The 24,440-nt window shown below is 63.5% G+C and carries 19 protein-coding genes; 4 read left to right on the top strand and 15 right to left on the bottom strand.

What is annotated here, in order from left to right; translation table 11 throughout:
• Window positions 1-128: 128 nt before the first annotated feature.
• Complete coding sequence (locus tag B2790_RS24810; RefSeq protein ID WP_025337787.1) at window positions 129-1,292, bottom strand: type III PLP-dependent enzyme; 1,164 nt, start codon at window positions 1,290-1,292, stop codon at window positions 129-131.
• Window positions 1,293-1,786: 494 nt separating this feature from the next.
• Between B2790_RS24810 and B2790_RS24805 the strand changes: the two genes are divergently transcribed.
• From B2790_RS24805 to B2790_RS24795, 3 genes are all read left to right on the top strand, one after another.
• A complete protein-coding gene (locus B2790_RS24805; protein WP_286919992.1) occupies window positions 1,787-2,284 on the top strand; it encodes a sigma-70 family RNA polymerase sigma factor in 498 nt (165 codons plus the stop codon).
• 20 nt (window positions 2,285-2,304) lie between these two features.
• On the top strand, window positions 2,305-3,267 hold the full coding sequence (locus B2790_RS24800; protein ID WP_286919991.1) for a FecR family protein: 963 nt from the start codon (window positions 2,305-2,307) through the stop codon (window positions 3,265-3,267).
• Between the two features lie 108 nt (window positions 3,268-3,375).
• The gene (locus B2790_RS24795; RefSeq protein WP_286101089.1) at window positions 3,376-5,805 is read left to right on the top strand and encodes a TonB-dependent siderophore receptor; all 2,430 of its coding nucleotides are present in this window, start codon (window positions 3,376-3,378) and stop codon (window positions 5,803-5,805) included.
• A gap of 170 nt (window positions 5,806-5,975) precedes the next feature.
• Here the strand turns inward: B2790_RS24795 and B2790_RS24790 are convergent, their stop codons facing one another.
• From B2790_RS24790 to B2790_RS24775, 4 genes are read right to left on the bottom strand one after another with little or no spacing between them, the layout of a single operon-like run.
• Complete coding sequence (locus tag B2790_RS24790) at window positions 5,976-7,133, bottom strand: betaine/proline/choline family ABC transporter ATP-binding protein (protein WP_286919990.1); 1,158 nt, start codon at window positions 7,131-7,133, stop codon at window positions 5,976-5,978.
• Entirely contained in the window at window positions 7,130-7,783 is a 654-nt protein-coding gene (locus tag B2790_RS24785) for an ABC transporter permease (protein WP_085616832.1), read from the bottom strand. Before B2790_RS24785 ends, B2790_RS24790 begins: the two co-directional genes overlap by 4 nt.
• On the bottom strand, window positions 7,780-8,694 hold the full coding sequence (locus B2790_RS24780; protein ID WP_286919989.1) for a glycine betaine ABC transporter substrate-binding protein: 915 nt from the start codon (window positions 8,692-8,694) through the stop codon (window positions 7,780-7,782). The genes B2790_RS24785 and B2790_RS24780 overlap by 4 nt, the downstream gene beginning before the upstream one ends.
• A 13-nt stretch (window positions 8,695-8,707) precedes the next feature.
• Complete coding sequence (locus B2790_RS24775) at window positions 8,708-9,421, bottom strand: ABC transporter permease (protein ID WP_286919988.1); 714 nt, start codon at window positions 9,419-9,421, stop codon at window positions 8,708-8,710.
• A 558-nt stretch (window positions 9,422-9,979) separates the two neighbouring features.
• On the opposite strand from B2790_RS24775, the gene B2790_RS24770 reads away from it, so the two are divergent.
• Window positions 9,980-11,563 (top strand): peptide chain release factor 3, encoded by a 1,584-nt coding sequence (locus B2790_RS24770; protein WP_003257876.1) that lies wholly within the window; start codon window positions 9,980-9,982, stop codon window positions 11,561-11,563.
• A gap of 129 nt (window positions 11,564-11,692) precedes the next feature.
• Here B2790_RS24770 and B2790_RS24765 read toward each other — a convergent pair whose 3' ends face one another.
• The 10 genes from B2790_RS24765 to B2790_RS24720 all read right to left on the bottom strand — a co-directional run bounded on the left by B2790_RS24765 (window position 11,693) and on the right by B2790_RS24720 (window position 24,375).
• Window positions 11,693-12,772 carry a polyamine ABC transporter substrate-binding protein gene (locus B2790_RS24765; protein WP_075043845.1) on the bottom strand — a complete coding sequence of 360 codons (1,080 nt, stop codon included), beginning with the start codon at window positions 12,770-12,772 and terminating at the stop codon, window positions 11,693-11,695.
• Between the two features lie 82 nt (window positions 12,773-12,854).
• Window positions 12,855-14,261 (bottom strand): NAD(P)/FAD-dependent oxidoreductase, encoded by a 1,407-nt coding sequence (locus tag B2790_RS24760; protein ID WP_286919987.1) that lies wholly within the window; start codon window positions 14,259-14,261, stop codon window positions 12,855-12,857.
• Between the two features lie 64 nt (window positions 14,262-14,325).
• Window positions 14,326-15,135: an AraC family transcriptional regulator gene (locus B2790_RS24755; RefSeq protein WP_286919986.1), complete on the bottom strand. Its 810-nt coding sequence runs from the start codon at window positions 15,133-15,135 to the stop codon at window positions 14,326-14,328.
• 371 nt (window positions 15,136-15,506) lie between these two features.
• The gene (locus tag B2790_RS24750; RefSeq protein ID WP_024086321.1) at window positions 15,507-16,475 is read right to left on the bottom strand and encodes a peptide ABC transporter ATP-binding protein; all 969 of its coding nucleotides are present in this window, start codon (window positions 16,473-16,475) and stop codon (window positions 15,507-15,509) included.
• Window positions 16,475-17,443: an ABC transporter ATP-binding protein gene (locus B2790_RS24745; protein WP_003257886.1), complete on the bottom strand. Its 969-nt coding sequence runs from the start codon at window positions 17,441-17,443 to the stop codon at window positions 16,475-16,477. The genes B2790_RS24750 and B2790_RS24745 overlap by 1 nt, the downstream gene beginning before the upstream one ends.
• Before the next feature lie 10 nt (window positions 17,444-17,453).
• Window positions 17,454-18,380 (bottom strand): ABC transporter permease subunit, encoded by a 927-nt coding sequence (locus tag B2790_RS24740; RefSeq protein ID WP_015269040.1) that lies wholly within the window; start codon window positions 18,378-18,380, stop codon window positions 17,454-17,456.
• Window positions 18,381-18,390: 10 nt separating this feature from the next.
• Window positions 18,391-19,401 (bottom strand): ABC transporter permease subunit, encoded by a 1,011-nt coding sequence (locus tag B2790_RS24735; protein WP_012316108.1) that lies wholly within the window; start codon window positions 19,399-19,401, stop codon window positions 18,391-18,393.
• A gap of 91 nt (window positions 19,402-19,492) precedes the next feature.
• On the bottom strand, window positions 19,493-21,103 hold the full coding sequence (locus B2790_RS24730) for an ABC transporter substrate-binding protein (protein WP_286919985.1): 1,611 nt from the start codon (window positions 21,101-21,103) through the stop codon (window positions 19,493-19,495).
• Window positions 21,104-21,178: 75 nt separating this feature from the next.
• Window positions 21,179-22,558, bottom strand: a complete 1,380-nt coding sequence (locus B2790_RS24725) for an OprD family porin (protein ID WP_025337802.1) — start codon at window positions 22,556-22,558, stop codon at window positions 21,179-21,181.
• A gap of 224 nt (window positions 22,559-22,782) precedes the next feature.
• On the bottom strand, window positions 22,783-24,375 hold the full coding sequence (locus B2790_RS24720; RefSeq protein WP_286919984.1) for an ABC transporter substrate-binding protein: 1,593 nt from the start codon (window positions 24,373-24,375) through the stop codon (window positions 22,783-22,785).
• Window positions 24,376-24,440 lie beyond the last annotated feature (65 nt).

The following is a 24,440-nucleotide window of genomic DNA, read 5'->3' as shown; positions in this document are numbered from 1 at the left end:
TTGCCGGCTCTCACAGGGATATCACTGTCCTCCAGGCCTGTGCTGTACCTGTGGGAGCTGGCTTGCCGGCGATAGGGCCGGTACAGGAAAGCACAAATGAAAACGGGGCCTTGCGGCCCCGTTTTGCGTTACAGGTAGTAAGCCTTCAGCGGCGGGAAGCCGTTGAATTCCACTGCGCTGTAGCTGGTGGTGTAGGCACCGGTCGACAGCCAGTACAGGCGGTCGCCGATGGCCAGGTTCAGCGGCAGGCCGTACTTGTAGTTTTCGTACATGATGTCGGCGCTGTCGCAGGTCGGGCCGGCGATGACCACTTCTTCTGCCTCGCCTTTCTTCTCGGTCCAGATCGGGAACTTGATGGCTTCGTCCATGGTTTCGATCAGGCCGGAGAACTTGCCCACGTCGGTGTAGATCCAGCGCTCGACGGCGGTGCGCGACTTGCGTGCAACCAGGACCACTTCGCTGACCAGGATACCGGCGTTGGCAATCAGCGAACGGCCCGGCTCGAGGATGATTTCCGGCAGGTCGTCACCGAAGTCTTCCTTCAGGAAGCGGATGATCTCTTCGGCGTAGGTTTCCAGGCTGTTGGTCCGGGTGATGTAGTTGGCCGGGAAGCCGCCACCCATGTTGATCAGCTTCAGCTCGATGCCGTCTTCTTCCTTCAGGCGCTCGAAGATCACCTTGACCTTGGCGATGGCAGCATCCCACACGCTGATGTCGCGCTGCTGCGAGCCAACATGGAAGGAAATGCCGTAAGGCACCAGGCCCAGGTCGCGGGCGAGGATCAGCAGGTCCATGGCCATGTCGGTCTGGCAACCGAATTTACGCGACAGCGGCCAGTCGGCAGTGGTCGAGCCTTCGGTGAGGATACGTACGTACACTTTCGAACCCGGTGCGGCCTTGGCGATGTTGCGCAGGTCGGCTTCCGAGTCGGTGGCATACAGGCGCACGCCCTTCTCGTAGAAGTAGCGGATGTCCTTGGACTTCTTGATGGTGTTGCCGTAGCTGATACGGTCAGCGCTTACGCCGCGGCCCAGCACCTTGTCCAGCTCGTAGATCGAGGCGATGTCGAAGCTCGAACCTTTCTCTTTGAGCAGGTCGATGATTTCCACGGCCGGGTTGGCCTTGACCGCGTAGTACACCTTGGCGAATTCGAAACCAGCACGCAGGTCGTCATAGGCCTGGCTGATCATCTGGGTGTCGATGAGTACGAACGGGGTTTCCTGCTTGTCGGCGAACGCCTTCATTTTCTGGAAGGTGTCACGCGCGAAATAGTCTTCGACCTGGATCGACATGCTCAGGGACTCCATGGGCAAACTGAAAATTTAAGTGGCTGCAAACTGAACGTCCTCCGTATCCCCACTTTGGTTCGCCTACTCAGTACTTGAGCCGGATGGATCGTTTCCAGCATGGACGTTCGGCGCGCACTTTAGGGCGTGAAGAATGCAGAATCAACAGGCAATCCGGGCGTGATCGACGCGGATCGACGACCTGCCATTTGAATAACCGACCCATGTGACCGGCTGATGTTCCCCGGAGTGTTTCAAGCGTAAAAAATAGTGGAATGGAGCGCGTTGGCTCCTTCGCGGGCACGCCCGCTCCCACAGGCATCTCGCGGCTCCTGTGGGAGCGGGCGTGCCCGCGAAAGGGCCTCAGGTGTTCATATTTATGGCCACATTTTCCTGGCACCGCCGTGCATGAAAAAGACGATAAATTTTTTGTTACCGACTGGCGGAATTGCCGTGTTTGATGAGAAACATTACTATTCGCACCCTTGTCTGCCTCCCTGATGACCCCGACCGTGTCCGGACCCAAAGGCTTCCTCGACCACTACCATGAGCTGATCGGCACCTGGACGCGCAAGTTGCGCAGTCGACAGCAGGCCGAGGACCTCACCCACGATGCCTTTGTCCGGGTACTGGAAAACCCGCGCGAGCAGGTCGAGCAGCCACGCGCCTACCTGCACCAGACTGCACGCAATATTGCCGTGGATGGTTTCCGGCGCGAGGACCGCCGCCAGGCCCTGGAGCTGAAAGCCTTCGACGAAGGCGTGGCCGGCAGTGGCGACCCCGAGGCCTACGTGCATGCGCTGGAGCTGGCCGACAGTGTCGAGCGGGCGCTGGCCGAACTGCCGCTCAATTGCCGGCAGGTGTTCATCTGGCAGAAGCTCGAAGGCCTGACCCAGGCCGAGATCGCCGAGCGCATGGGGTTGAGCAAGAACATGGTCGAAAAGTATATGATCCGCACGCTCCGGCATCTGCGTGAGCACCTGGATGTGTCGGCATGATGAGTCAGGAGACCTTTTCGATGAAACAGCACGGTACCGATACCGTCCGCGAGCAGGCGGCCGCGTGGTTCGCCCGGGTGCAGGATGCGCCTCGCGATGCCGGGCTGCAGGCGCAGCTGCACGCCTGGCTGGAAGGTGATGCACGGCACCGTGATGAGTACCAGCAGCTCGCCCGCCTGTGGCAGGCCACCGACTTCATCCCACGCCAGCGCCTGGAAGCGCTGTGCCAGCCGGCACCGGTACGCCAGTTGCCACGTCGGCGCTTCGTGCGCCAGGCCTTGGCCGCCAGCGTGGCCGCACTGGCGTTGGGCCTGGGCTGGGGCGGCTGGCACTACCAGCAACTGAATCACCAGGGCAGCTTGCAGACCGCCTTCAACGAACGCCGCCAGGTCGAACTGCCGGATGGTTCGCACCTTGAGCTCAACGGCAGCACGCAAGTGCAGGTCGCTTTCAGCGCCGGCCAGCGGCATGTCCGGCTGATGGCGGGTGAGGTGATGTTCACCGTCGCCCACGACAGTGGCAGGCCGTTCGTGGTCGACACCGCCCAGGGCAGCGTGACTGTCACCGGTACCCGTTTCGACGTCCGCCTGGACCCGGCCAGCACCCGCGTGGCGGTAGAGCAGGGCTCGGTGCGTGTGCAGGGCAAGGGCGCCTCGCTGGCGCAGCTCACGGCGGGCCAGGGCTCGCATATAGATGCACAAGGCCAGGTGGCGGCGCCTTATGCGGTGAATACCGGCGCCCTGACTGCCTGGCGCCAAGGCAGGCTGGTGTTCGACAACGCCACCCTGGCCGAGGTGGTGGTCGAAGCCTCGCGTTACCGCAGCCAGCCGCTGCGGGTCGCCCCCGGTAAAGTCGCCCAGCTGCGGCTGTCCAGCACCTTCAGCACCGACGACACCGACGCGCTGCTGCGTGCCTTGCCGAGCATCCTGCCGGTGGCCATCAAGGCCCATGAAGATGGCTCGCGCGAAATAATCGCGAAATAGATTCAGGTTTTTTTCCGCTCGTTCGTCTTCCCCGCCAGCTGCAACTGCCAAGCATTTCCATTTGCATGCGGTTGGCGTTTATTCCGTATTCCAGGAAGTTTCGACGACGTGAACAACAACAAGCCCTTCCCACGCTTCCGCGCCCTGGCGCTGGCCCTGGCGGTCAGCGCCGTGGCCGTCAACAGCCAGGCCGCAGAGTCCGGCAGCACCATCCAGATCCAGGCCCAACCCTTGGCTTCGGCGCTGAACCAGCTGGGCCAGCAGACCAACCTGCAGCTGTTCTTCAGCCCCGAGCTGGTGGCCGGCAAGCAGGCCCCGGCGGTGTCCGGCCAGCTGGCGCCCGAGCAGGCGCTGCAGCAGCTGCTGCAAGGCAGCGGCCTGACCTACGAGATGTCCCAGGGCACCGTGGTGGTCAAGCCGGCCCAGGCCGATGGCACCCTCACCACCGGCAGCCTGGAGCTGGCGCCCACCGACATCAAGGTGGTGGGTGACTGGCTGGGCGATGCCCAGCAGAGCGTGGTGCAGAACCACCCCGGCGCGCGCACCGTGGTACGCCGCGAGGCGATGGTGGAGAAGGGCGCAATGAACGTGCGCGACGTGCTGCGCGGCATCCCGGGCGTGCAGGTGCAGGACTCCAACGGCACCGGCGGCAGCGACCTGTCGCTGAACGTAGGTGTTCGCGGCCTGACTTCGCGCCTGTCGCCACGCTCCACGGTGCTGATCGATGGCATCCCGGCCGCCTTCGCGCCCTATGGCCAGCCGCAGCTGTCGATGGCGCCGATTTCCTCGGGCAACCTCGACAGCATCGACGTGGTGCGTGGCGCCGGCTCCGTGCGTTATGGCCCACAGAACGTCGGCGGGGTGATCAACTTCGTTACCCGGGCTATCCCGGAGAAGGCCTCGGCCGAGCTGTCCACCACCCTGGAAACCTCCCAGCATGGTGGCTGGAAACACACCGAGTCGGCCTTCGTCGGCGGCACGGCGGACAACGGCATGGGCGTGGCGCTGCTGTACACCGGGGTGAATGGCAACGGCTACCGTGAAAGCAACAACGGCAACGACATCGACGACGTCATCCTCAAGACCCACTGGGCGCCGACCGACGTTGACGAGTTCTGGCTCAACTTCCACTACTACGACGGCCGAGCCGACATGCCCGGCGGCCTGACCCAGGCGCAATACGACAGCAACCCGTACCAGTCGCTGCGCGACTACGACTACTTTGCCGGCCGGCGCAAGGACGTGTCGTTCAAGTGGCAGCGCCAGCTCGACGACGCCACCCAGTTCGAAGTGCTGACCTACTACACCGACAGCTTCCGCGGCAGCTCCATTGCCTCGCGCGACATGAAGACCCTGTCGTCGTACCCGCGCAACTACCACACCTTCGCCATCGAACCACGGCTGTCGCGGATCTTCTTCGCCGGCCCGACCACCCAGGAAGTCAGCGTGGGTTACCGCTACCTGAAGGAAGCGATGCGTGAGCAGTCGACCCGTCTGGCGCTGATCGACAACGTGCCGACGCCGACCCCGACCTCCGACGGCCATGTGTTCCAGGACCGCAGCGGTGGTACCGAGGCCAGCGCCTACTACATCGACGACAAGATCGACGTGGGTAACTGGACCATCACCCCGGGTATCCGCTTCGAGCATATCAACACCGACTGGCGCGACCGCCCGGTGCTCGGTGCCAACGGCCAGCCGGTGCCGGAGAAGAAACGCAGCATCACCAGCAACGAGCCACTGCCGGCGCTGAGCGTGATGTACCACATCTCCGATGCGTGGAAGGTGTTCGCCAACTACGAGACCTCGTTCGGCAGCCTGCAGTACTTCCAGCTGGGCCAGGGTGGTACTGGCAACAGCACGGCCAATGGCCTGGAGCCGGAAAAGGCCAAGACCTACGAAATCGGTACCCGCTATGACAATGGTGGCTTTGCCGGTGAGCTGACGGCGTTCTACATCGACTTCGATGACGAACTGCAGTACATCAGCAACGACGTGGGCTGGACCAACCTCGGTGCGACCAAGCACCAGGGGATCGAGGCCTCGGTGCGCTATGACCTGGACGGGCTGGACCCGCGCCTGGAAGGGCTGTCGGTGAGCGGTGGCTATACCTATACCCGCGCTACTTATGAAGGAGACATTCCTGGCTTCGAGGGCCGTGACCTGCCGTTCTATTCACGCCAGGTGGCCACTGCCGGGGTGCGTTACGCGGTCAACCACTGGACCTGGAACCTGGATGCCTACGCCCAATCCAAGCAGCGCGCGCCGGGTACCGGGATCAATGCCGATGGCAGCTTCAACGGTGACTACATCACCGAGCCGAGTGCGGATGGGCAGTACGGTGATATTCCGGGTTACGTGACCTGGCATGCCCGTGGCGGGTATGAGTTCGGGCCCCAGATGTCCAACCTGAAGCTGGCGGCGGGGGTGAAGAACCTGTTCGACAAGCAGTACTTCACCCGCTCCAGCGACAACAATGCTGGCATCTATGTGGGTGAGCCGCGGACCTTCTATGTGCAGGCCAGTGTAGGGTTCTGACATTTGTGTGGTCCTCTTCGCGGGCTTGCCCGCTCCCACAGGTACAGCGCAGGCCTGGAGGATAGTGATATCCCTGTGGGAGCGGGCAAGCCCGCGAAGAGGCCGGCACAGGCAATCCGTTACTTGGGTTTTGAGCCTAGATTGCCGGGGGCGCGCTGCGCCCCCGGCGATTACGAAACCACCGCCTCGGCCGGCGAGACAATGCTGGTCTTCGCCCCTCGCGAACGCCCCGAACTCAAATAAGCCGCAATCGACTCCTGCGTCACCTCGCCCAGGAACACCTGCTCGGCATCCAGCACCGGCAGCCACGCCCGGTTGAACTCGTACATCCGCGACAACAGGATGCGCAAATGCTCGTCATGCGACGCCGTGGCATTGAACGGCCGCAGGAAGTCGCCACAAGTCCCTTGCTGGCGATGCATGTCACGCCGGCGCACGTAGCCCAGTGCCTTGTTCTGCGCATCGGTCACCACCACGTAGCGGCGGTCGTGCTCGTCCAGCAGCTCCAGCGCATCGTTCACCGGCGTCTGCGGGCTCACCGATGGCGCGTTGTCTGCCGCATCCTCCGCACGCACCAGTAGCAGGCGCTTGAGGGTGCTGTCCTGGCCGACGAAGTTGCTGACGAACTCGTCCGCCGGGTGCGCCAGCAAGGTGTCCGGGTGGTCCAACTGCAACAGCTTGCCGGCGCGGAAGATGGCGATCTTGTCGCCCAGCTTGATCGCTTCGTCGATGTCATGGCTGACCATGATCACGGTCTTGTTCAAGGCCCGCTGCATCTCGAAGAACTCGTTCTGGATCATCTCGCGGTTGATCGGGTCGACCGCGCCGAACGGCTCATCCATCAGCAGCACCGGCGCTTCCGCCGCCAAGGCGCGGATCACGCCGATACGCTGCTGCTGGCCGCCGGACAGCTCGCGCGGGTAGCGCTGCAGGTACTGCTTGGGCTCCAGCTTGATCATGTGCATCAGTTCGCGGGCGCGTTCATGGCACTTCTGTTTGTCCCAGCCGAGCAGGCGCGGCACCACGGTGATGTTCTCCTCGATGGTCATGTTGGGGAACAAGCCGATCTGCTGGATCACATAGCCGATGTGCCGGCGCAGGGTGACCTCGTCCAGCCCGGTGGTGTCTTCGCCATTGATGAACACCTGGCCGGAAGTGGGCGTGATCAGGCGGTTGATCATTTTCAGGGTAGTGCTCTTGCCGCAGCCCGAGGGGCCGAGGAACACGCAGATTTCCCCTTCGTTGACGGTGAGGCTTACCGAGTCGACGGCTTTGACGTCCTTGCCGTTGACGTTGAAGGTTTTGCTGAGGTTCTTCAGTTCGATCATGAGCGCAGTCCTTCTGGAGTCAGGGCACGTTGCAGGGTTTGCAGGAGCAGGTCGGCGATGATTGCCAGCAGGCTGACCAGCACGGCGCCGACCAGCAGCATCGACATGTCGCTGCGGCTGATGGAGGTGAGGATGAGTACGCCAAGGCCGCCGGCGCCGATGGTGGCGGCGATGGTCATCACGCCGATGTTCATCACCACGGCGGTGCGCACGCCGGCGAGGATCACCGGCACGGCGATGGGCAGTTCGACCATGCGCAGGCGCTGGCCGAAGGTCATGCCGATGCCGCGCGCGGCTTCACGGATGCCGGGCTCGACGTTGGTCAGGGCCAGGTAGGTGTTGCGCATGATCGGCAGCAGTGAGTAGAGAAATACCGCAGTGATCGCCGGCAGCGGCCCGAGGCCCTGGCCGAACTTGGAGTAGAACGGCAGCAGCAGGCCGAACAGGGCGATCGAGGGGATGGTCAGCAGCACCGTGGCGCTGGCCTGCAATGGGCCGGCGACGGCCGGGAAGCGGGTCATGAGGATGCCCAGCGGTACGCCGACGACGATCGCCAGGCCCACGGCGACGCCGACCAGCATGATGTGCTGCCAGGTCAGTTGCAGCACCTGGGCCCAGTCCAGGTGGTTGAAGGTATCGATCAGGTTCATGGCTGGCCCTCGCTGTTCAGTGGGTGCTCACGCAGGAAGGTGGCGGCCACGGCAGTCGGGTTCTGGTGCTCGACATCGACCTTGGCGTTGAGCTGGCGCATGGTTGCGTCATCCAGCTGTTCGGCCAGTGGCTTGAGCAGGCCGGCCAGCTGCGGGTTGGCGTCGAGCACAGCTTTGCGCACCACCGGGGCGGCGGTGTAGTCGGGGAAGTAGTGCTTGTCGTCTTCCAGCAGCTTGAGGTTGAACGCGTTCAGGCGACCATCGGTGGTGTACACAAGGCCGGCGAACACCTGGTTGTTGTGCATGGCGGTGTAGACCAGGCCGGCATCCATCTGGCGGATGTTGGCGCGGCCCACTTGCAGGTCGTACATCGCTTTCAGGCCTACCAGGCCGTCCGGGCGGTTGGCGAACTCGGTGTCCAGCGCCACCAGGTGGTTGCGGTGGCTTTCGTCACGCAGTACCTGGTTGAGGTCGCTGATCGAGTTGATCTGCGGATAAGCCTCGGCGACCTGCTTGGGCAGGCCCAGCGCATAGGTGTTGCTGAACTTCGACGGGGTCAGCCAGATCAGGTCCTTCTTCGCGTCCAGTGCCTTGACCTTGGCGTAGGTGGCCTCGGCACTGGGCATGCGCTCGTCGATATGGTTGTACGACACCAGTGACACGCCGGTGTATTCCCACATCAGGTCGAGCTGGCCGGTTTCCTGGGCCTGGCGTGCGATGTTGCTGCCAAGGCCGCTGGTGACGCGCACATCAAAACCGTTGGCGCGCAGGTATTGCGCGGTGATTTCGGCAAGTACGGTCTGTTCGGTGAACACCCGCGCGCCGATACGGACAAGTGGTTTTTCCGCTGCCTGGGCAAATCCTGCGAACAGCAGGGCCGCGCCCAGCAGCAAGGCGATTCTCTTGTTCATACGTTCCCTATCTTTATTTGGCCAGGCCACGTTCCAGCCAGCGCTTGCTGGAAAAACTCACCGCCGCGTCCAGCGCCAGCGCCAGCAGTGCGGTGCAGGCAGCCCCCAGCAGCAGCTGTGGCTGGTTGTTCAGGGCGATGCCGGGGAAGATCAGGCTGCCCAGGCTGTTGGCGCCAATCAGGAACGCCAGCGGTGCGGTGCCGACGTTCAGCGCCAGGGCCACGCGCACACCGCCAACGATGATCGGCACGGCGTTGGGCAGTTCCACCTGCCACAGTTGCTGACGCGGGGTCATGCCGATGCCGGTGGCGGCTTCCTTGAGCGAGGCGGGGACGTTTTTCAGGCCCTCGTAGGTGTTGCGCACGATGGGCAGGAGGGAGGCGAGGAACAGCGCGAAGATCGCGGGCCCGGCGCCGATGCCCAGGATACTCAGGGCGATGGCCAGAACGGCCAGGGGAGGGATGGTGTTACCAACGTTGAACAACTGCATGAAGCGCTCGGCTTTGTCGACCCGGTGCGGTCGACTTAACGCAATGCCGGCGGGGATGCCCACGGCCAGCGCCGCCGCCATCGAAGCCAGCACCAGTACCAGGTGCGCTTGCAGGTAGAACCCAAGATCGTCGCGATACCGCGCGATCGTGTCGATGCCGATCCAGTGGACCAGCAGGGCCAGGATGACGAGCACGGCGGCCCATCCCAACAGCCCTTTTCCGTAGCGTTCAGCCACAGGCGGACTCCTTGTGTAGTCGGCGAGCACACTTCTTGGTTGCCGGCCAGTCCTGGCGGCGGGTGGTGTGTTCGCGAGTAGCAGCGTGACGCACGCCGAAGGCTGCGATCAGGCCATGAGCCGAACCCCGTCGGGCCCGAAAATGCTGATGAAACCAGCTCCTCAACCGAAGCGGGTTGCAGGGGAGTGGACGTCTCCGTGGGCGTAAAGGTTCCCATCTGGGGCGGCATTTGGCCAGCGTTAATCACTGGTTGGTTGGAAAATTGACGAGAAAAAGCAGCGGGTTAGTGCGCTGTAGGCGTTGAAATAACTGCCCTTTGGCCATTTGTCGTGATAAGCGGCTGGTTGTTGAGTTTGTAGTGGCAGGGCCGGCCTCTTCGCGGGCTCGCCCGCTCCCACAGGGATCTCCACTGCTGTTCAGGCCTGTGCAGTACCTGTGGGAGCGGGCGTGCCCGCGAAAGGGGCGGAACAGGCACCGCCGGTTCAGCAAATTTTGGTCCCGGCCCAACTTCAGGTATGATATCGCCCCTTTTAAATCCCCCAGTCAGGCGATTTCCCATGACCAACCAGGCCGCCGAAGTCGCGAAGCGCCGCACTTTCGCAATCATTTCCCACCCCGACGCCGGTAAGACCACCATCACCGAGAAGCTGCTGCTGATGGGCAAGGCCATTGCCGTCGCCGGTACCGTGAAGTCGCGCAAGTCCGACCGCCACGCCACCTCCGACTGGATGGAAATGGAGAAGCAGCGCGGCATCTCCATCACCACCTCGGTGATGCAGTTCCCGTACCGCGAGCACATGATCAACCTGCTCGACACCCCCGGCCACGAAGACTTCTCGGAAGACACCTACCGCACCCTGACCGCGGTGGACTCGGCGCTGATGGTGCTCGACGGCGGTAAAGGTGTAGAGCCACGTACCATCGCCCTGATGGACGTGTGCCGCCTGCGCGACACGCCGATCGTCAGCTTCATCAACAAACTCGACCGCGACATCCGCGACCCGATCGAGCTGCTGGACGAGATCGAAGCCGTGCTGAAGATCAAGGCCGCGCCGATCACCTGGCCGATCGGTTGCTACCGCGACTTCAAGGGCGTGTACCACCTGACCGGTGACTACATCGTCGTGTACACCCCGGGCCACGGCCACGAGCGCACCGAAGCCAAGATCATCCAGAAGCTGGACTCGGACGAAGCCCGTGCCCACCTGGGCGATCAGTACGATTCGTTCGTCGAACAGCTGGAGCTGGTGCAGGGCGCCTGCCACGAGTTCAACCAGGAAGAGTTCATCAACGGCCAGCTGACCCCGGTGTTCTTCGGTACCGCGCTGGGCAACTTCGGTGTCGACCATGTGCTTGACGCTGTCGTCGACTGGGCGCCGCGCCCGCTGGGCCGTGTTGCCCACGAGCGCACCGTGGAGCCTGTGGAAGAGAAGTTCACCGGTTTCGTGTTCAAGATCCAGGCGAACATGGACCCGAAACACCGCGACCGCATCGCCTTCATGCGTATCTGCTCGGGCAAGTACGAGAAGGGCATGAAGATGCGCCACGTGCGGATCAACAAGGACCTGCGCATCGGCGACGCGCTGACCTTCTTCTCCTCCGAGCGTGAGCAGCTGGAAGAGGCCTATGCCGGCGACATCATCGGCCTGCACAACCACGGCACCATCCAGATCGGCGACACCTTCACCGAAGGCGAGGCGCTGGGCTTCACCGGTATTCCGCACTTCGCTCCGGAGCTGTTCCGCCGCGTGCGCCTGAAGGACCCGCTGAAATCCAAGCAGCTGCGTCAGGGCCTGCAACAGCTGGCCGAAGAAGGTGCTACCCAGGTGTTCTTCCCAGAGCGCAGCAACGACATCATCCTCGGTGCAGTCGGTGTGCTGCAGTTCGACGTGGTCGCCAGCCGCCTGAAGGAAGAGTACAAGGTCGAGTGCGCCTACGAGCCGATCACCGTATGGTCGGCCCGCTGGATCGGCTGTGACGACAAGAAGAAGCTCGAGGAATTCCAGAACAAGGCCATGGAGAACCTGGCCATCGACGGTGGCGGGCACCTGACCTACCTGGCGCCGACCCGGGTCAACCTGTCGCTGATGGAAGAGCGCTGGCCGGACATCAAGTTCCGCGCTACCCGCGAGCACCACTAAGTATTGAAATGGGGCTGCGTTGCAGCCCTTCGCGGGCACGCCCGCTCCCACAGGGAATCACTACACCTGAAGGTTACGCGATACCTGTGGGAGCGGGCGTGCCCGCGAAGGGCCGCAAAGCGGCCCCATTCAGTTCCCGGCCTTGATACTGGTCCAGATCCGCGTGCGAATACGGTCGATCTTGGCCGGCATCGCCTCCAGCGCATACAGCTTGCCCATTACTTCCTCGCTCGGGTAAATCATCGTATTACCCTTCATCGCCGGATCCACCAGCCCGTCCGCCTCAAGGTTGCCGTTGGCGTACTGCACATGGTTGCTGATGTTGGCCATCACCTCCGGCTGCAGCAGGTAGTTCATGTAGGCATACCCGGCCTTCTCATCCGGTGCATCGGCCGGCATGGCAACCATGTCGAACCACATCGGTGCGCCTTCCCTGGGTATCGAATACCCCACCTTCACCCCGTTCTTCGCCTCCTCGGCACGATTCTTCGCCTGCAACACATCCCCCGAGAAACCCACCACCACGCAGATATCGCCGTTGGCCAGATCGCCGGTGTACTTCGATGAGTGGAAGTAGCTGATGTATGGCCGCACCTGCATCAGCAGCGCCTTGGCCTTGTCGTAGTCCGCCGGGTTCTGGCTGTGGTGCGGCAGGCCCAGGTAGTGCAGGGCGATCGGTAACAGCTCGGGGCCGTTGTCCAGCACGGCGACGCCGCAGCTTTTCAGCTTGCTCATGTACTCAGGCTTGAAGATCAGGTCCCACGAGTTTACTGGCGCGCTGTCGCCGAGCACCGCCTTGACCTTGTCGACGTTGTAGCCGATGCCGGTGCTGCCCCACAGGTACGGGAAGCCGTATTGGTTACCCGGGTCATTGACCTCCAGTGCCTTGAGCAACACCGGGTTGAGGTTGTGCCAGTTGGGCAGCTGCGACTTGTCCAGCTGCTTCAGGGCTTTGCCCTGGATTTGACGGGCCATGAAGTGGTTGGACGGGAACACCACGTCGTAGCCGGAGTTGCCGGTCATCAGCTTGCCGTCGAGGGTTTCGTTGCTGTCGTAAACGTCGTAGGTGGGCACGATACCGCTGGCTTGCTGGAAGTTCTTCAGTGTGTCGGGGGCAACGTAGCTGGACCAGTTGTAGATCTTCACCGTTTCGGCGGCACCGGCCACGCTGGCGGCCAGCATCAGGGGGGCGAGAAGGAGCGTGCGCATGTCGGGGTTACCTTGATTTGTGTGTTGTTATCGAAGGCAGGCGATCAGCGGAACCGGTAAATCCTGTGTCGGGGAAGGGAGGTCAGTGCATGAAGCCTTCCATGAAGTCCGCAAGATTGCTGGCCAGGCGCCGCCTCCAAGGCGCGCTGGCGGGGTTGGCGAGGGTCCGGTCCTCGTGGACGAAGCTCTGGATGATTGCGTTGTAGCCCAGCCAGCGGCAGGGCTCGGGTGGCCAACTGGCCAGGCTTGAAAGCGGGCGGTTGTCGAGCACCCAGGGTTGCGCGGTCAGTTCGTTGTGCTGGTTCAGGATCAGCGCCGCCAGGGTGCGCCCGCCCAGGTTGGTGGCGCCGACGCCTTCGCCGCCGTAGCCGCCCGCCAGGGCGATGCCGCGTTGACGGTCGCAGAGCATGTGCGGGCGGAAGCGCCGCGCCATGCCCAGGTTGCCGCCCCAGGAATGGGTGATACGCACGTGCTTCAGCTGCGGGAACAACTCGCTGAACAGGTAGCGGCGCAGCTCGATTTCCTGTTCGTCCAGGTTGAAGTTTTCGCGCAGGCGGCCACCGAAGCGGTAGCCGCCACGGGCGCCGAATACCAGGCGGTTGTCGGCGGTGCGCTGGCCGTAGGTGACCTGGCGGCTGCTTTCGCTGAACGCCTGGCCCTGGTTCAGGCCGATCTGTTGCCAGGTGGCCTCCGGCAGTGGTTCGGTGGCCACCAACAGGCTCTGTACCGGCAGCTGATGTTTGCCCAATGGCGGCAGGCTGGCGGCGTAGCCTTCCACGGCGGGTACCATCCATTGGCAACGGATGCGCGCCAACGGGGTACGCACCTCACCTGGCTGCCAGTCGATGGCTGGGGTGTTTTCGTAGATGGGTACGCCCAGCGCCTCTACCGCCCGGGCCAGGCCACGCGCCAGCTTGGCGGGTTGGATGGTTGCGGTGTGCGGGCTGTAGATGGCGCCATAGGCGTTGCTGACCCGCAACTGAGCGTCAAGCTGTTCGGGGCGCAGCCAGCGGTAGTCGTCCTCGGTCATGCCTTGGCGATAAAGGTCGTCGAGGTAGGCGCGCAGGCTGCGCTCCTGTTCCGGGTAGCGCGCGGCGCAGTACAGCACGCCGCCTTTGCGGTAGTCGCAGTCGATGCTCTCGCGATGCAGCACGCGGTGTACTTCATCGGGAATGCCATGCAGCAGGTCGATGCTGGCGCGGCGCTGTTGCGGCGACAGGGTGGCCAGCAGGCGGTCTTCGCCGAGCAGGTTGCCCATCAGCCAGCCGCCGTTGCGCCCCGAGGCGCCGAAGCCGGCGATGTTGGCGTCGATTACCGCGATGTTCAGCTGTGGCGCCTGGCGCTTGAGGTAGTAGGCGGTCCACAGGCCGGTGTAGCCAGCGCCGATGATGCATACATCCGCGTCCAGGTCCTCGCGCAGGGCCGGGCGGGCGCACAACGGCTCGTCGAGCTGGTCCATCCACAGGCTGAGCGTGCGCAGGGGTTGCATCGGGTTCGGCTCCACATCCGTCAAGGTCTGTGGGCGATCCTAGTGGTGTCGGCGGGCGGCTGTCCTACGTGCGTGCACGCAGGGAAATTTGCTTAAGGTACGCCTTGGGCGTAAGCCCGGTGTGTTCGCGGAAACACTTGTAGAACGCCGACAACGAGTTGAAACCGGCATTGAACGCCAGCTCGTCGATCGTGGCTTCGATGCTGTCGTCGTCGAGGCTGGCCATCAAGTGCTGCAGGCGGGCCTGGTTGACGTAGCGGTAGAAGCTTTGCCCGAGCACCTGGTTGAGCAGGTAGGAGATCTGGTTGCGGCTGTAGCCGCTGGCGTCGGCCACCTGCTGCAGGTCCAGCTCCGTGTCCAGGTAGGGGCGCTGGCGCTGGAAGTAGTGTTCCAGGTCCTGGGCCATGGTCGACAGCTGTCGGGGTGACAGGCCCAGGCGGCTGGTGGCCGGGCGCGGGCCGCTGCTGGCATGGCCACTGCTGCTCCGGCGGACCAGCGTGGCGTATTCGTTGACCTGCCAGATCAGGCCGTCCTTCACGGTAATCGCCTCGCTGGACTGGAACGCCACCAGGCCGTCGCCGCCCTGGACCGTGACCTGGTACTGGATGAACGCGGTACAGCCGTCGACGCGAATGCGGTCGCTGTGCACGATATCTTCGCCGGCTTCATGGGGCAGGCAGGCGCGTACGTAGTCACGCAGTTCCTGGAAGCCGAGCACGCGGTTCTGGAAGAAGTCGTGGTACTGGATGTCGGGGTGGTAGAGCGCCATGACGCCGTCGAGGTCGCGGTGCTTCCAGCACAGGTGGTAGCGCAGCACGGTGTCGGCGGTGAGCGGGGTCTGCTCGGGGCCGTCGGGGAGGGTGGTGGCGGTCATGAGCCTGATAGTGCATTGCAGAACACCCAGCTGCAAGGGTGCGGATCCGGCATATTGCACGGTTTTTTCAAGCGGCTTGGGCAGTAAGCCGTTGATTCGGTTGAGTGTGATTTTTTGACAGATATGGCATGACGAGTGCACCGGTCTGTTCAACATCGAACAAGGAGAAAGGCCATGCGCTCGATACTGCTTTGGATGATTGGGGTGCCAATTCCGGTGATTATCCTGATCTGGTTCTTCATGCATTGAGATTTTTGGGGCCGCTTTGCGGCCCATCGCGACACAAGGCCGCTCCTACAGGAGATCGCGGTCCCTTGTAGGAGCGGCCTTGTGTCGCGATGGGCTGCAACGCAGCCCCGGCTATCTAAAGGCTAAAGAAACTGCTCAGCATAGTGACAAGCCACCTGCCGGGTACTCACCTGCCTGAGCGCTGGCACCTCCTTGGCACACCGCTCGGTCGCATACGGGCAGCGTTTGTGAAACGCACACCCATCCGGCGGGTTCAGCGGGTTGGGCAACTCCCCGGCAATGCGGATCTTCGGCTTCAAAGGGTCCGGGTGAATCGCCGGCGTCGCCGACAGCAGCGCCTGGGTATACGGGTGCAACGGCCTTTCGTAGATATCTTCTTTCGGCCCCATCTCCGCCGGCCGGCCGAGGTACATCACCAGCACCTGATCGGCCACATGCCGCACCACCGCCAGGTTGTGCGAGATGAACACGTAGGCGGTGTTGAACTCCTTCTGCAAATCCATGAACAGGTTCAACACCTGGGCCTGGATCGACACGTCCAGCGCCGAGGTCGGTTCATCCGCCACCAGCACCTTGGGCTGCAGCATCATTGCCCGGGCCAGGGCGATACGCTGGCGCTGGCCACCGGAGAACATGTGCGGGTAGCGCTGGTAATGCTCGGGGCGCAGGCCGACCTGTTCCATCATCTTCTGCACCTTTTCTCGCCGCTCGGCCTTGCTCAGCGAGGTGTTGATCAGCAGCGGCTCGGCCAGTTGGTCACCAATCTTCTGCCGTGGGTTGAGCGAGGCGTAGGGGCTCTGGAACACCATCTGCACGTCGCGGCGCAGTTGCTTGCGCTCGCTCTTGCTGGCGCCTTTCACTTCGGTGCCGGCAATTTGCAGCGAGCCGGACGACGGCTCTTCGATCAGGGTCAGTGCGCGGGCCAGGGTCGACTTGCCGCAGCCGGACTCGCCGACCACGGCCAGGGTCTTGCCGGCCTCCAGTTCGAACGACACGCCATTCAGCGCACGGACCAGGGCGTGGCCCTTGAACAGCCCGCGGGAGACTTCGTAATGCCGGGTCAGCTCCCGGGCGGATAGAACGACGGCCATCACGCCACCTCCTGGTTCAGCGGGTAGAAGCAACGCACCAGGCCATGGGCCTGGGGATCGAGGGGCGGGCGCTGGCGCCGGCAGTTGTCCTGCACGTACGGGCAGCGCGGTGACAGCAGGCAACCCACGGGGCGGTCGTAGCGGCCGGGGACGATGCCGGGCAGGGTGGCCAGGCGTTCGGCACCGATGCTGTGCTCGGGGATCGCCGCCAGCAACGCTTCGCTGTAGGGGTGGGCGGGCACGTCGAACAGCTCCGGCACCTGGCCCACTTCCACGGCCTGGCCGGCGTACATCACGCACACCCGCCTGGCCGTTTCGGCGACCACGGCGAGGTCGTGGGTGATCAGGATGAGCGCCATGTTGCGCTCCTTCTGCAGGTTGACCAGCAGCTCCATGATCTGCGCCTGGATGGTCACGTCCAGCGCAGTGGTGGGTTCGTCGGCAATCAGCAGCTTAGGCTCGCCGGCAATCGCCATGGCAATCGCCACGCGCTGACTCATGCCGCCGGACAGCTGGTGCGGGTAGGCGTCCAGGCGGCTTTCCGCAGCCGGGATCTCGACCTTTTTCAGCAGCTCCAGGGCACGCTGGCGCGCGGCCTTGCCCTTCAGGCCCAGGTGCTGGCGCAGCACTTCCTCGATCTGGTAGCCCACGGTGTAGCTGGGGTTGAGCGCGGTCATCGGGTCCTGGAAGACCATGGCGATGTCCTTGCCCACCACCTTGCGTCGCTGGCGGCCGCTGAGCTTGAGCATGTCGGTGCCGTCGAAGGTGAGCGAGTCGGCGGTGATGCGCCCGGGGGCGTCGATCAGGCCCATCAGGGCCATCATGGTCACGGACTTGCCCGAGCCGGATTCGCCGACGATGGCCAGGATCTCGCCGGCCTCCACCGTCAGGTCCAGGCCATCGACCACCGGTACCGCATTGGCGTCGCCGAAGCGCACGTTCAGGTTGTTGATCTGCAACAGTGACATGGCGTTCTCCTCAGGCGGCGTTCTTGAGTTTCGGGTCCAGCGCATCGCGCAGGCCGTCGCCCATCAGGTTGATTGCCAGCACACTGAGCAGAATGGTCAGGCCGGGCAGGCTCACCACCCACCAGGCGCGCTCGATGTAGTCACGGGCCGAAGCCAGCATGGTGCCCCACTCCGGGGTCGGCGGCTGTACGCCAAGGCCAAGGAAGCCCAGGGCGGCGGCGTCGAGGATGGCCGAGGAGAAGCTGAGGGTGGCCTGCACGATCAGCGGTGCCATGCAGTTGGGCAGCACGGTGACGAACATCAGCCGTGGCAGCCCGGCACCAGCCAGGCGTGCGGCGGTGACGTAGTCGCGGTTCAGCTCGCCCATCACGGCGGCGCGGGTCAGGCGCACGTAGGATGGCAACGACACGATGGCGATGGCGATCACGGTGTTGATCAGGCCTGGGCCGAGGATAGCGACGATGGCCACTGCCAGCAGCAGCGAGGGCAGGGCCAGCATCACGTCCATCAGGCGCATGATGGACGGGCCGAGCAGTTGCGGGAAGAAACCGGCCAGCAGGCCCAGCAGGATGCCAGGGATCAGCGACATCACCACCGACGACAGGCCGATCAGCAGCGAAAGCCGCGCGCCCTGAATCAGCCGCGAAAGCAGGTCGCGGCCCAGCTCGTCGGTGCCGAGGATGAACTGCCAGCTGCCACCTTCGAGCCACACCGGTGGGGTCAGCAGGAATTCGCGGTACTGCTCGCTCGGGTCGTGCGGGGCGACCCACGGCGCGAACAGCGCGCAGAACACCACCAGGCACATGAAGGCCAGGCCCATCACCGCGCCTTTATTGCGGGCGAAGGCTTGCCAGAATTCTTTGTATGGCGAGGGGTAGAGCAGGCTCTGGTCCACCGGGCTGGCCGGTGTGACGGATTTCGGAATCGGGCTAGTCATGGCGAAGGCCTCAGCGCTGATGACGGATGCGTGGGTTGGCCAGGCCGTAGAGGATATCCACGACGAAGTTGACCAGGATCACCAGGCAGGCGATCAACAGGATGCCGTTCTGGACCACGGGGTAGTCACGGGCACCGATGGCTTCGATCAGCCACTTGCCGATGCCCGGCCAGGAAAAGATGGTTTCGGTCAGCACTGCACCGGCCAGCAACGTGCCAACCTGCAGGCCGAATACGGTCAGTACCGGGATCAGCGCGTTGCGCAGGCCGTGCACGAACACCACGCGGGCCGGCGACAGGCCTTTGGCGCGGGCGGTGCGGATGTAGTCCTCGCGCAGCACTTCGAGCATCGACGAGCGGGTCATGCGGGCAATCACCGCCAGCGGGATGGTGCCGAGCACGATGGCCGGCAGGATCAGGTGCATCACCGCGTCCTTGAACGCGCCTTCCTCGTCGCTGAGCAGGGTGTCGATGAGCATGAAGCCGGTTTTCGGCTCGATGTCGTAGAGCAGGTCGATGCGCCCGGACACCGGGGTCCAGCCCAGGCTTACCGAGAAGAACATGATCAGGATCAGGCCCCACCAGAAGATCGGCATCGAGTAACCGGCCAGGGAAATGCCCATCACCCCGTGATCGAACAGCGATCCGCGCTTGAGCGCAGCGATCACCCCGGCCAGCAGGCCGACGATGCCGGCGAACAACAGGGCGGCGAAGGCCAGTTCGAGGGTGGCCGGGAACAGGGTGAGGAACTCGCTCCACACGCTCTCGCGGGTGCGCAGCGATTCACCGAGGTCACCCTGGGCCAGCTTGCCGACGTAGTCCAGGTACTGGACCGGCAGCGGCTTGTTCAGGCCCAGGCGCTCCATGGCCTGGGCATGCATTTCAGGGTCGACCCTGCGCTCGCCCATCATCACTTCCACCGGGTCGCCGGGGATCAGGCGTATGAGCGCGAAGGTCAGCAAGGTGATACCGAAAAAGGTCGGTATCAGCAGGCCAAGGCGCCGGGCAATAAAGCTCAACATTGTCTGGGTTACCTCATCAGGCCGTGGGGCGATCAGCCCGCTACGGTGGTGCCGCCGGTCCCCGTGTGGGTTGCCGGCGGTCGTTGTTGTTCTACTTCACCTTGGTGGTGGCGAAGTTGTTGTTGGTCAGAGGGCTGATCACGTAGCCCTCCACGTTGTCACGCATGGCGGCGAACACCTTGGGGTGGGCCATGCTGATCCAGGGTTGGTCGTCATCGTACACCCTTAAAGCCTCGGCATAGACCCATCGGCGCTCATTGTCATCCGTCATCTGCCGTGCGCGCGTGATGAGTTCCTGGAACTGCGGATTGCACCAGCGGGCGTAGTTCTCGCCGTTCTTGGCGGCCTCGCAGCTGAGCAGCGGGGTGAGGAAGTTGTCCGGGTCACCGTTGTCGCCTGCCCAGCCGGTGGAGACCAGGTCGGCTTCGCCGTTCTTGGCACGACGCAGCATTTCGGCCCATTCCATCACGCGGATATCCAGCTGCAGGCCGACCTGTTTCAGGTCGGCCTGCAGCATCTCGGCGGACAGGCGTGGGTTGGGGTTGGTCATGCCGCCGCCGTTGCGGGTGAACAGGGTGATCACGGTACCTTCCGGTACGCCAGCTTCCTTGAGCAGGGCGCGGGCCTTGGCCAGGTCCCGAGGCGGGTTCTGGTTGGTGGTGTTGTAACCGAGCATGGTCGGCGGGTACGGGTTCACGCCCACCAGCGCGTTGTCCTTGCCAAACAACTGGTCGACGTGTGTCTGGCGGTCGAAGGCCATGTTGATGGCTTTGCGCACGCGCACATCGCTGAGGTACTTGTGCTGGGTGTTCATGGCGATATAGCCGGTGACCAGCGCTTCGGTCTCGGCGACCTTGAGCTTGGGGTCGGCCTTGATCGTCGGCACGTCCTCCGGTTTGGGGTATAGCGCCACCTGGCATTCGTTGGCGCGCAGCTTTTGCAGGCGCACGTTGCTGTCGGTGGCGATGGCGAATATCAGGGCGTCGGCCGGGGGCTTGCCGCGGAAGTAGTCCGGGTTGGGTTTGAAGCGGACCTGAGCGTCCTTGTTGTAACGCTGGAAGATGAACGGGCCGGTGCCGATCGGCTTGCTGTTCAGCTCGGCGGTCTTGCCGGCCTTGAGCAACTGGTCGCCGTATTCGGCGGAGTAGATCGAGGTGAAGCCCATGGCCATGTCCCGCAGGAACGGTGCTTCCGGGCGGGTGAGGGTGATCACCACGGTGTGGTCATCTGTCTTGTCCACCGACTTGAGCAGGCTTTTGAAGGACATGCTTTCGAAGTACGGGTAGCCGACGCTGGTCTTGTCGTGCCACGGGTGCGCCGGATCGAGCTGACGGCGCAGGCTCCACAGCACGTCATCGGCATTGAATTCGCGAGTGGGCGTGAAGTAGTCGGTCTTGTGGAACTTCACCCCTTGGCGCAGGTGGAAGGTGTAGGTCAGGCCGTCCGGTGAGATGTCCCAGCGTTCGGCCAGGGCCGGCTGGACGTCGGTGGTGCCAGGCTTGAAGTCGACCAGGCGGTTGAACAGCGCTTCGGAGGTGGCATCGAAGGTGACCCCCGTAGTGTACTGGACAACGTCGAACCCTTCCGGGCTGGCCTCGGTGCACACTACCAGCGGCTTGGCTGCCAGCTGTGTGGCGCTGCCCAGTACCAGCGCTGCCAGGGCGAGGCGTAGCGGTAGCGATTTCATGAAAGCTCTCTGCATGGGTGGACTCCCTGCTTGCATTGATTCCAGCGTAGCCGCCACGGCCCGCAGCGAAGCAGGCCGTGGCGCCGGCGGTCAGAGAATGTTGAATGGAATGGTGGTAACCACCCGGAACTCATCCAGGCTGCCATCGCCCTGGGCCTTGCTGGCGCGGTGCGCGGTGTAGGTGGCACGGATGCTGGTGTCTTTCAGCGGCCCGCTCTGTACCGCGTAGCTGGTGCCGAAGCCCCACTCGTAGTGGGTTTCGCCATCCAGGCCGTTCACGTCGTAGGCGGTGCCGCGGTAATGGGTACCATCGATGCCCCAGCCGCGGGCGTTGTACAGGTTGAACTTCAGGCCCGGCACGCCGTACGGCGCCATGTTCAGCACGTAGGAAATCTGCAGCGATTTCTCGTTGGGGCCGTTGAAGTCCGACAGCAGCGAGTTGGCCAGGTAGATGCCGTTGGTTTCGTGCAGGTAGTCGAAGTACTCGTTGCCGTTGACCTGCTGCCAGGAGGCGCTGAGGGTGTGGGCCTGGTGGGTCAGGCCGAACGACAGGCTGTAGGTGTCGTTGTCGATCTCGCCCATCTTCTTGCTGCCGGCGTCGACGGTCTTGTAGTAGTTCAGGCCGGTGCTCAGGCTGAGCACTGCGCTGTCGCCGAGCACGTGGTTGGCGCCGAAGTAGTACTGGTTCCAGAAGTCGTCGACCTTGGTGGCGTACAGGCTGGTGCTCAGGCTCTTGAACGGCTGGTAGTTGATGCCGGCGGTGCTGGCGCGGTCGGTTTCCACGCCAGTGGCACTGTACTCGGTGCGGAACTTGCTGAGGCTCTGTTCGGTACGGGGCGAGACGCGGTCGAAGGTGCCCAGGTCGAAGCTCAGGTTGTCGAATTCAGCACTGTGCAGGAACGCGCCCTGGAAGCTCGAGGGCAGGGCGCGGTTGCCTATGTAGGCGATCATCGGCGTGTCCACCGATTGGCGGCCGACGGTGAGGGTGGTGTTGGACACTCGCGCCTTGACGTTGGCCAGGCCCATCTTGCTCCACTGTCCGACCGGGTCGCCGTCGCTGTGGGTCAGGGTGCGGTTGTTGGGGCCGGCGACGTCCTCGCGGTTCTGCAGCAGGGCGATGGCATTGTAACCGGCGGCTTCGACGGCGAAGCCGACGGTGCCCTGGGTGAAGCCGGAGCTGTAGTTGAGGATGGTGCCCTGCACCCAGTTCTCGCGGCTGTGGGTGTCGTGGCGGGTGCCGTCGCTCTTGTAGTACTTCCACAGCGGGGCGCGTGCGGCGCGCTCGCGGGCATACCAGTTGCGGGTGCTGCCGGACAGGCTCTGGCCGTCGACGAAGCCGCTGGCCTGCTCCTGCTCGCTGCTGCCTTTGAGGGTGATGGGCACGTATTCCTGGCTTTGCGGGTCGGCCTGGGTCACGGTGGATAAGGCACTGATGGATAACGCCAGTGCGGTCAAGGTGAATAGTCTCAAGGTTAAAGCTCCCTTTCTGTTCTTCTAGTTATTGCCTGGCCTTGTGGGCCGGGCTTCTTGCTGCGGTGTTGCCAGGGTTGCCCGGGGTCACCGGGCAGAATCGGGGCGTTGTGTTGGCTGTGCCGGCCTCTTCGCGGGCGCGCCCGCTCCCACAGGTTTCGTGAACCTGAGGAGAACCCTGTGGGAGCGGGTTTACCCGCGAAGAGGCCGGTACCGGCTAATGCTCAATCAACACTCACACCGGAAAAGTCGTTACGCCCGAACGGGCTGACCTTGAACTCGGAAACCTTGACGCTGAGCGGTTGGTTGACCGTGGAGTGCGCCACCGGGGTAATCGGCACCTGTTGCTTGAGCCGCTGCTGGGCCTGCTGGTACAGGGCGGTGCGCTGCGTGCGGTCGGTGACCTGCTTGGCCTGCTTGACCAGGCTGTCGTACTGCGGATCGCACCACAGCGAGTAGTTGTTGCTGCCGATGGCATCGCAGTTGTAGAGGGTGCCCAGCCAGTTGTCCGGGTCACCGTTGTCCCCGGTCCAGCCGATCAGGGCGATATCGTGCTCGCCGCTTTTCATGCGCTTGAGGTACTCGCCCCATTCGTAGCTGACAATGCGCACCTTGAAGCCGAGCTTGCTCCAGTCAGCCTGGAGCATTTCCGCCATCAGCTTGGCGTTGGGGTTGTACGGGCGCTGCACCGGCATGGCCCACAGGGTGATCTCGGTGCCCGGCTTGACCCCGGCCTGCTGCAGTAGCTGCTTGGCCTTTTCCGGGTCGAAGGGCGCGTCCTTGAGGCTGTTGTCATAGGACCACTGGGTCGGCGGCATGGCGTTGACTGCCAGCTGGCCGGAATCCTGGTACACGGCCTGGATGATCGCCTGCTTGTTCACTGCCATGTCCATGGCCTGGCGCACTTCCAGGCGGTCGAACGGTGGGTGCTGGGTGTTGTAGGCGATATAGCCGAGGTTGAAGCCAGGTTGCTGCAGCACCTGCAGTTTGCTGTCGGCCTTGAGCGCCGGCAGGTCGGCGGGGCGCGGGTGCAGGGTGACCTGGCATTCGTTGCGGCGCAGCTTCTGGATGCGCACCGAAGGGTCGATGTTGATCGAGAACACCAGGTTGTCGATCTTCACGTCCTGCGGTGACCAATAGGCCTTGTTGCCCTTGTAGCGGATCTGCGAATCCTTCTGATAACGCTGGAACACGAACGGGCCGGTGCCGATCGGTTGCTGGTTGATGTCGCTGGGGCGCCCGCTGGCCATCAGCTGTTCGGCGTATTCGGCAGACAGGATGGAAGCGAAGCTCATGGCCAGGTTCTGGATGAACGCGGCATCGACCTTGTTCAGGGTGAACACCACGGTCAGTGGATCGGTCTTTTCGACACGGGCGATGTTCTTGTCCAGGCCCATGCTGATGAAATAGGGGAACTCGGTCGGGTAGGCCTGGCGGAACGGGTGGTTCTTGTCGAGCATGCGGTTGAAGGTGAACAGCACGTCGTCGGCGTTGAAGTCGCGGCTCGGCGAAAAGGCCTTGTTGCTGTGGAATTTCACCCCTTCGCGCAGGTGGAAGGTGTAGCGCAGGCCATCTTCGGACACCTCCCAGCGGGTCGCTAGGGCAGGGTGCACGGCAGTGCCGCCGCGTTCGAACTCGACCAGGCGGTTGTAGAGCGGTTCGGCGGCATCGTTGTCGGTGGCGCTGGTGTACTGGGCGGTGTCGAAGCCGGCGGGGCTGCCTTCGGAGCAGAACACCAGGTTGTTGGCCAGCAGGGCCGGCGATTGGCTGATCAGGCCCAGGGCCAGCAGGGCGGAAAGGCGGGTGGTATGGCGCATGGAAAGTCCTTTTACGTCTGTTTGCGCCGCCTCGGGGTACGAATGGCGGCAACAGGTCGCCGACC

Source organism: Pseudomonas sp. UBA6753 (assembly GCF_002453565.1).
Classification (GTDB): domain Bacteria; phylum Pseudomonadota; class Gammaproteobacteria; order Pseudomonadales; family Pseudomonadaceae; genus Aquipseudomonas; species Aquipseudomonas putida_Z.
The sequence above is the reverse complement of the archived record's forward strand: the minus strand, read 5'-3'. Positions and strand labels throughout refer to the sequence as shown.

What these genes read in the sequence shown, in the direction of transcription:
- B2790_RS24810 (WP_025337787.1), bottom strand. Translation starts at nt 1,292, where the DNA reads ATGTCGATCCAGGTCGAAGACTATTTCGCGCGTGACACCTTCCAGAAA.
- B2790_RS24805 (WP_286919992.1), top strand. Translation starts at nt 1,787, where the DNA reads ATGACCCCGACCGTGTCCGGACCCAAAGGCTTCCTCGACCACTACCAT.
- B2790_RS24800 (WP_286919991.1), top strand. Translation starts at nt 2,305, where the DNA reads ATGAAACAGCACGGTACCGATACCGTCCGCGAGCAGGCGGCCGCGTGG.
- B2790_RS24790 (WP_286919990.1), bottom strand. Translation starts at nt 7,133, where the DNA reads ATGATCGAACTGAAGAACCTCAGCAAAACCTTCAACGTCAACGGCAAG.
- B2790_RS24785 (WP_085616832.1), bottom strand. Translation starts at nt 7,783, where the DNA reads ATGAACCTGATCGATACCTTCAACCACCTGGACTGGGCCCAGGTGCTG.
- B2790_RS24780 (WP_286919989.1), bottom strand. Translation starts at nt 8,694, where the DNA reads ATGAACAAGAGAATCGCCTTGCTGCTGGGCGCGGCCCTGCTGTTCGCA.
- B2790_RS24770 (WP_003257876.1), top strand. Translation starts at nt 9,980, where the DNA reads ATGACCAACCAGGCCGCCGAAGTCGCGAAGCGCCGCACTTTCGCAATC.
- B2790_RS24765 (WP_075043845.1), bottom strand. Translation starts at nt 12,772, where the DNA reads ATGCGCACGCTCCTTCTCGCCCCCCTGATGCTGGCCGCCAGCGTGGCC.
- B2790_RS24760 (WP_286919987.1), bottom strand. Translation starts at nt 14,261, where the DNA reads ATGCAACCCCTGCGCACGCTCAGCCTGTGGATGGACCAGCTCGACGAG.
- B2790_RS24755 (WP_286919986.1), bottom strand. Translation starts at nt 15,135, where the DNA reads ATGACCGCCACCACCCTCCCCGACGGCCCCGAGCAGACCCCGCTCACC.
- B2790_RS24750 (WP_024086321.1), bottom strand. Translation starts at nt 16,475, where the DNA reads ATGGCCGTCGTTCTATCCGCCCGGGAGCTGACCCGGCATTACGAAGTC.
- B2790_RS24745 (WP_003257886.1), bottom strand. Translation starts at nt 17,443, where the DNA reads ATGTCACTGTTGCAGATCAACAACCTGAACGTGCGCTTCGGCGACGCC.
- B2790_RS24740 (WP_015269040.1), bottom strand. Translation starts at nt 18,380, where the DNA reads ATGACTAGCCCGATTCCGAAATCCGTCACACCGGCCAGCCCGGTGGAC.
- B2790_RS24735 (WP_012316108.1), bottom strand. Translation starts at nt 19,401, where the DNA reads ATGTTGAGCTTTATTGCCCGGCGCCTTGGCCTGCTGATACCGACCTTT.
- B2790_RS24730 (WP_286919985.1), bottom strand. Translation starts at nt 21,103, where the DNA reads ATGCAGAGAGCTTTCATGAAATCGCTACCGCTACGCCTCGCCCTGGCA.
- B2790_RS24720 (WP_286919984.1), bottom strand. Translation starts at nt 24,375, where the DNA reads ATGCGCCATACCACCCGCCTTTCCGCCCTGCTGGCCCTGGGCCTGATC.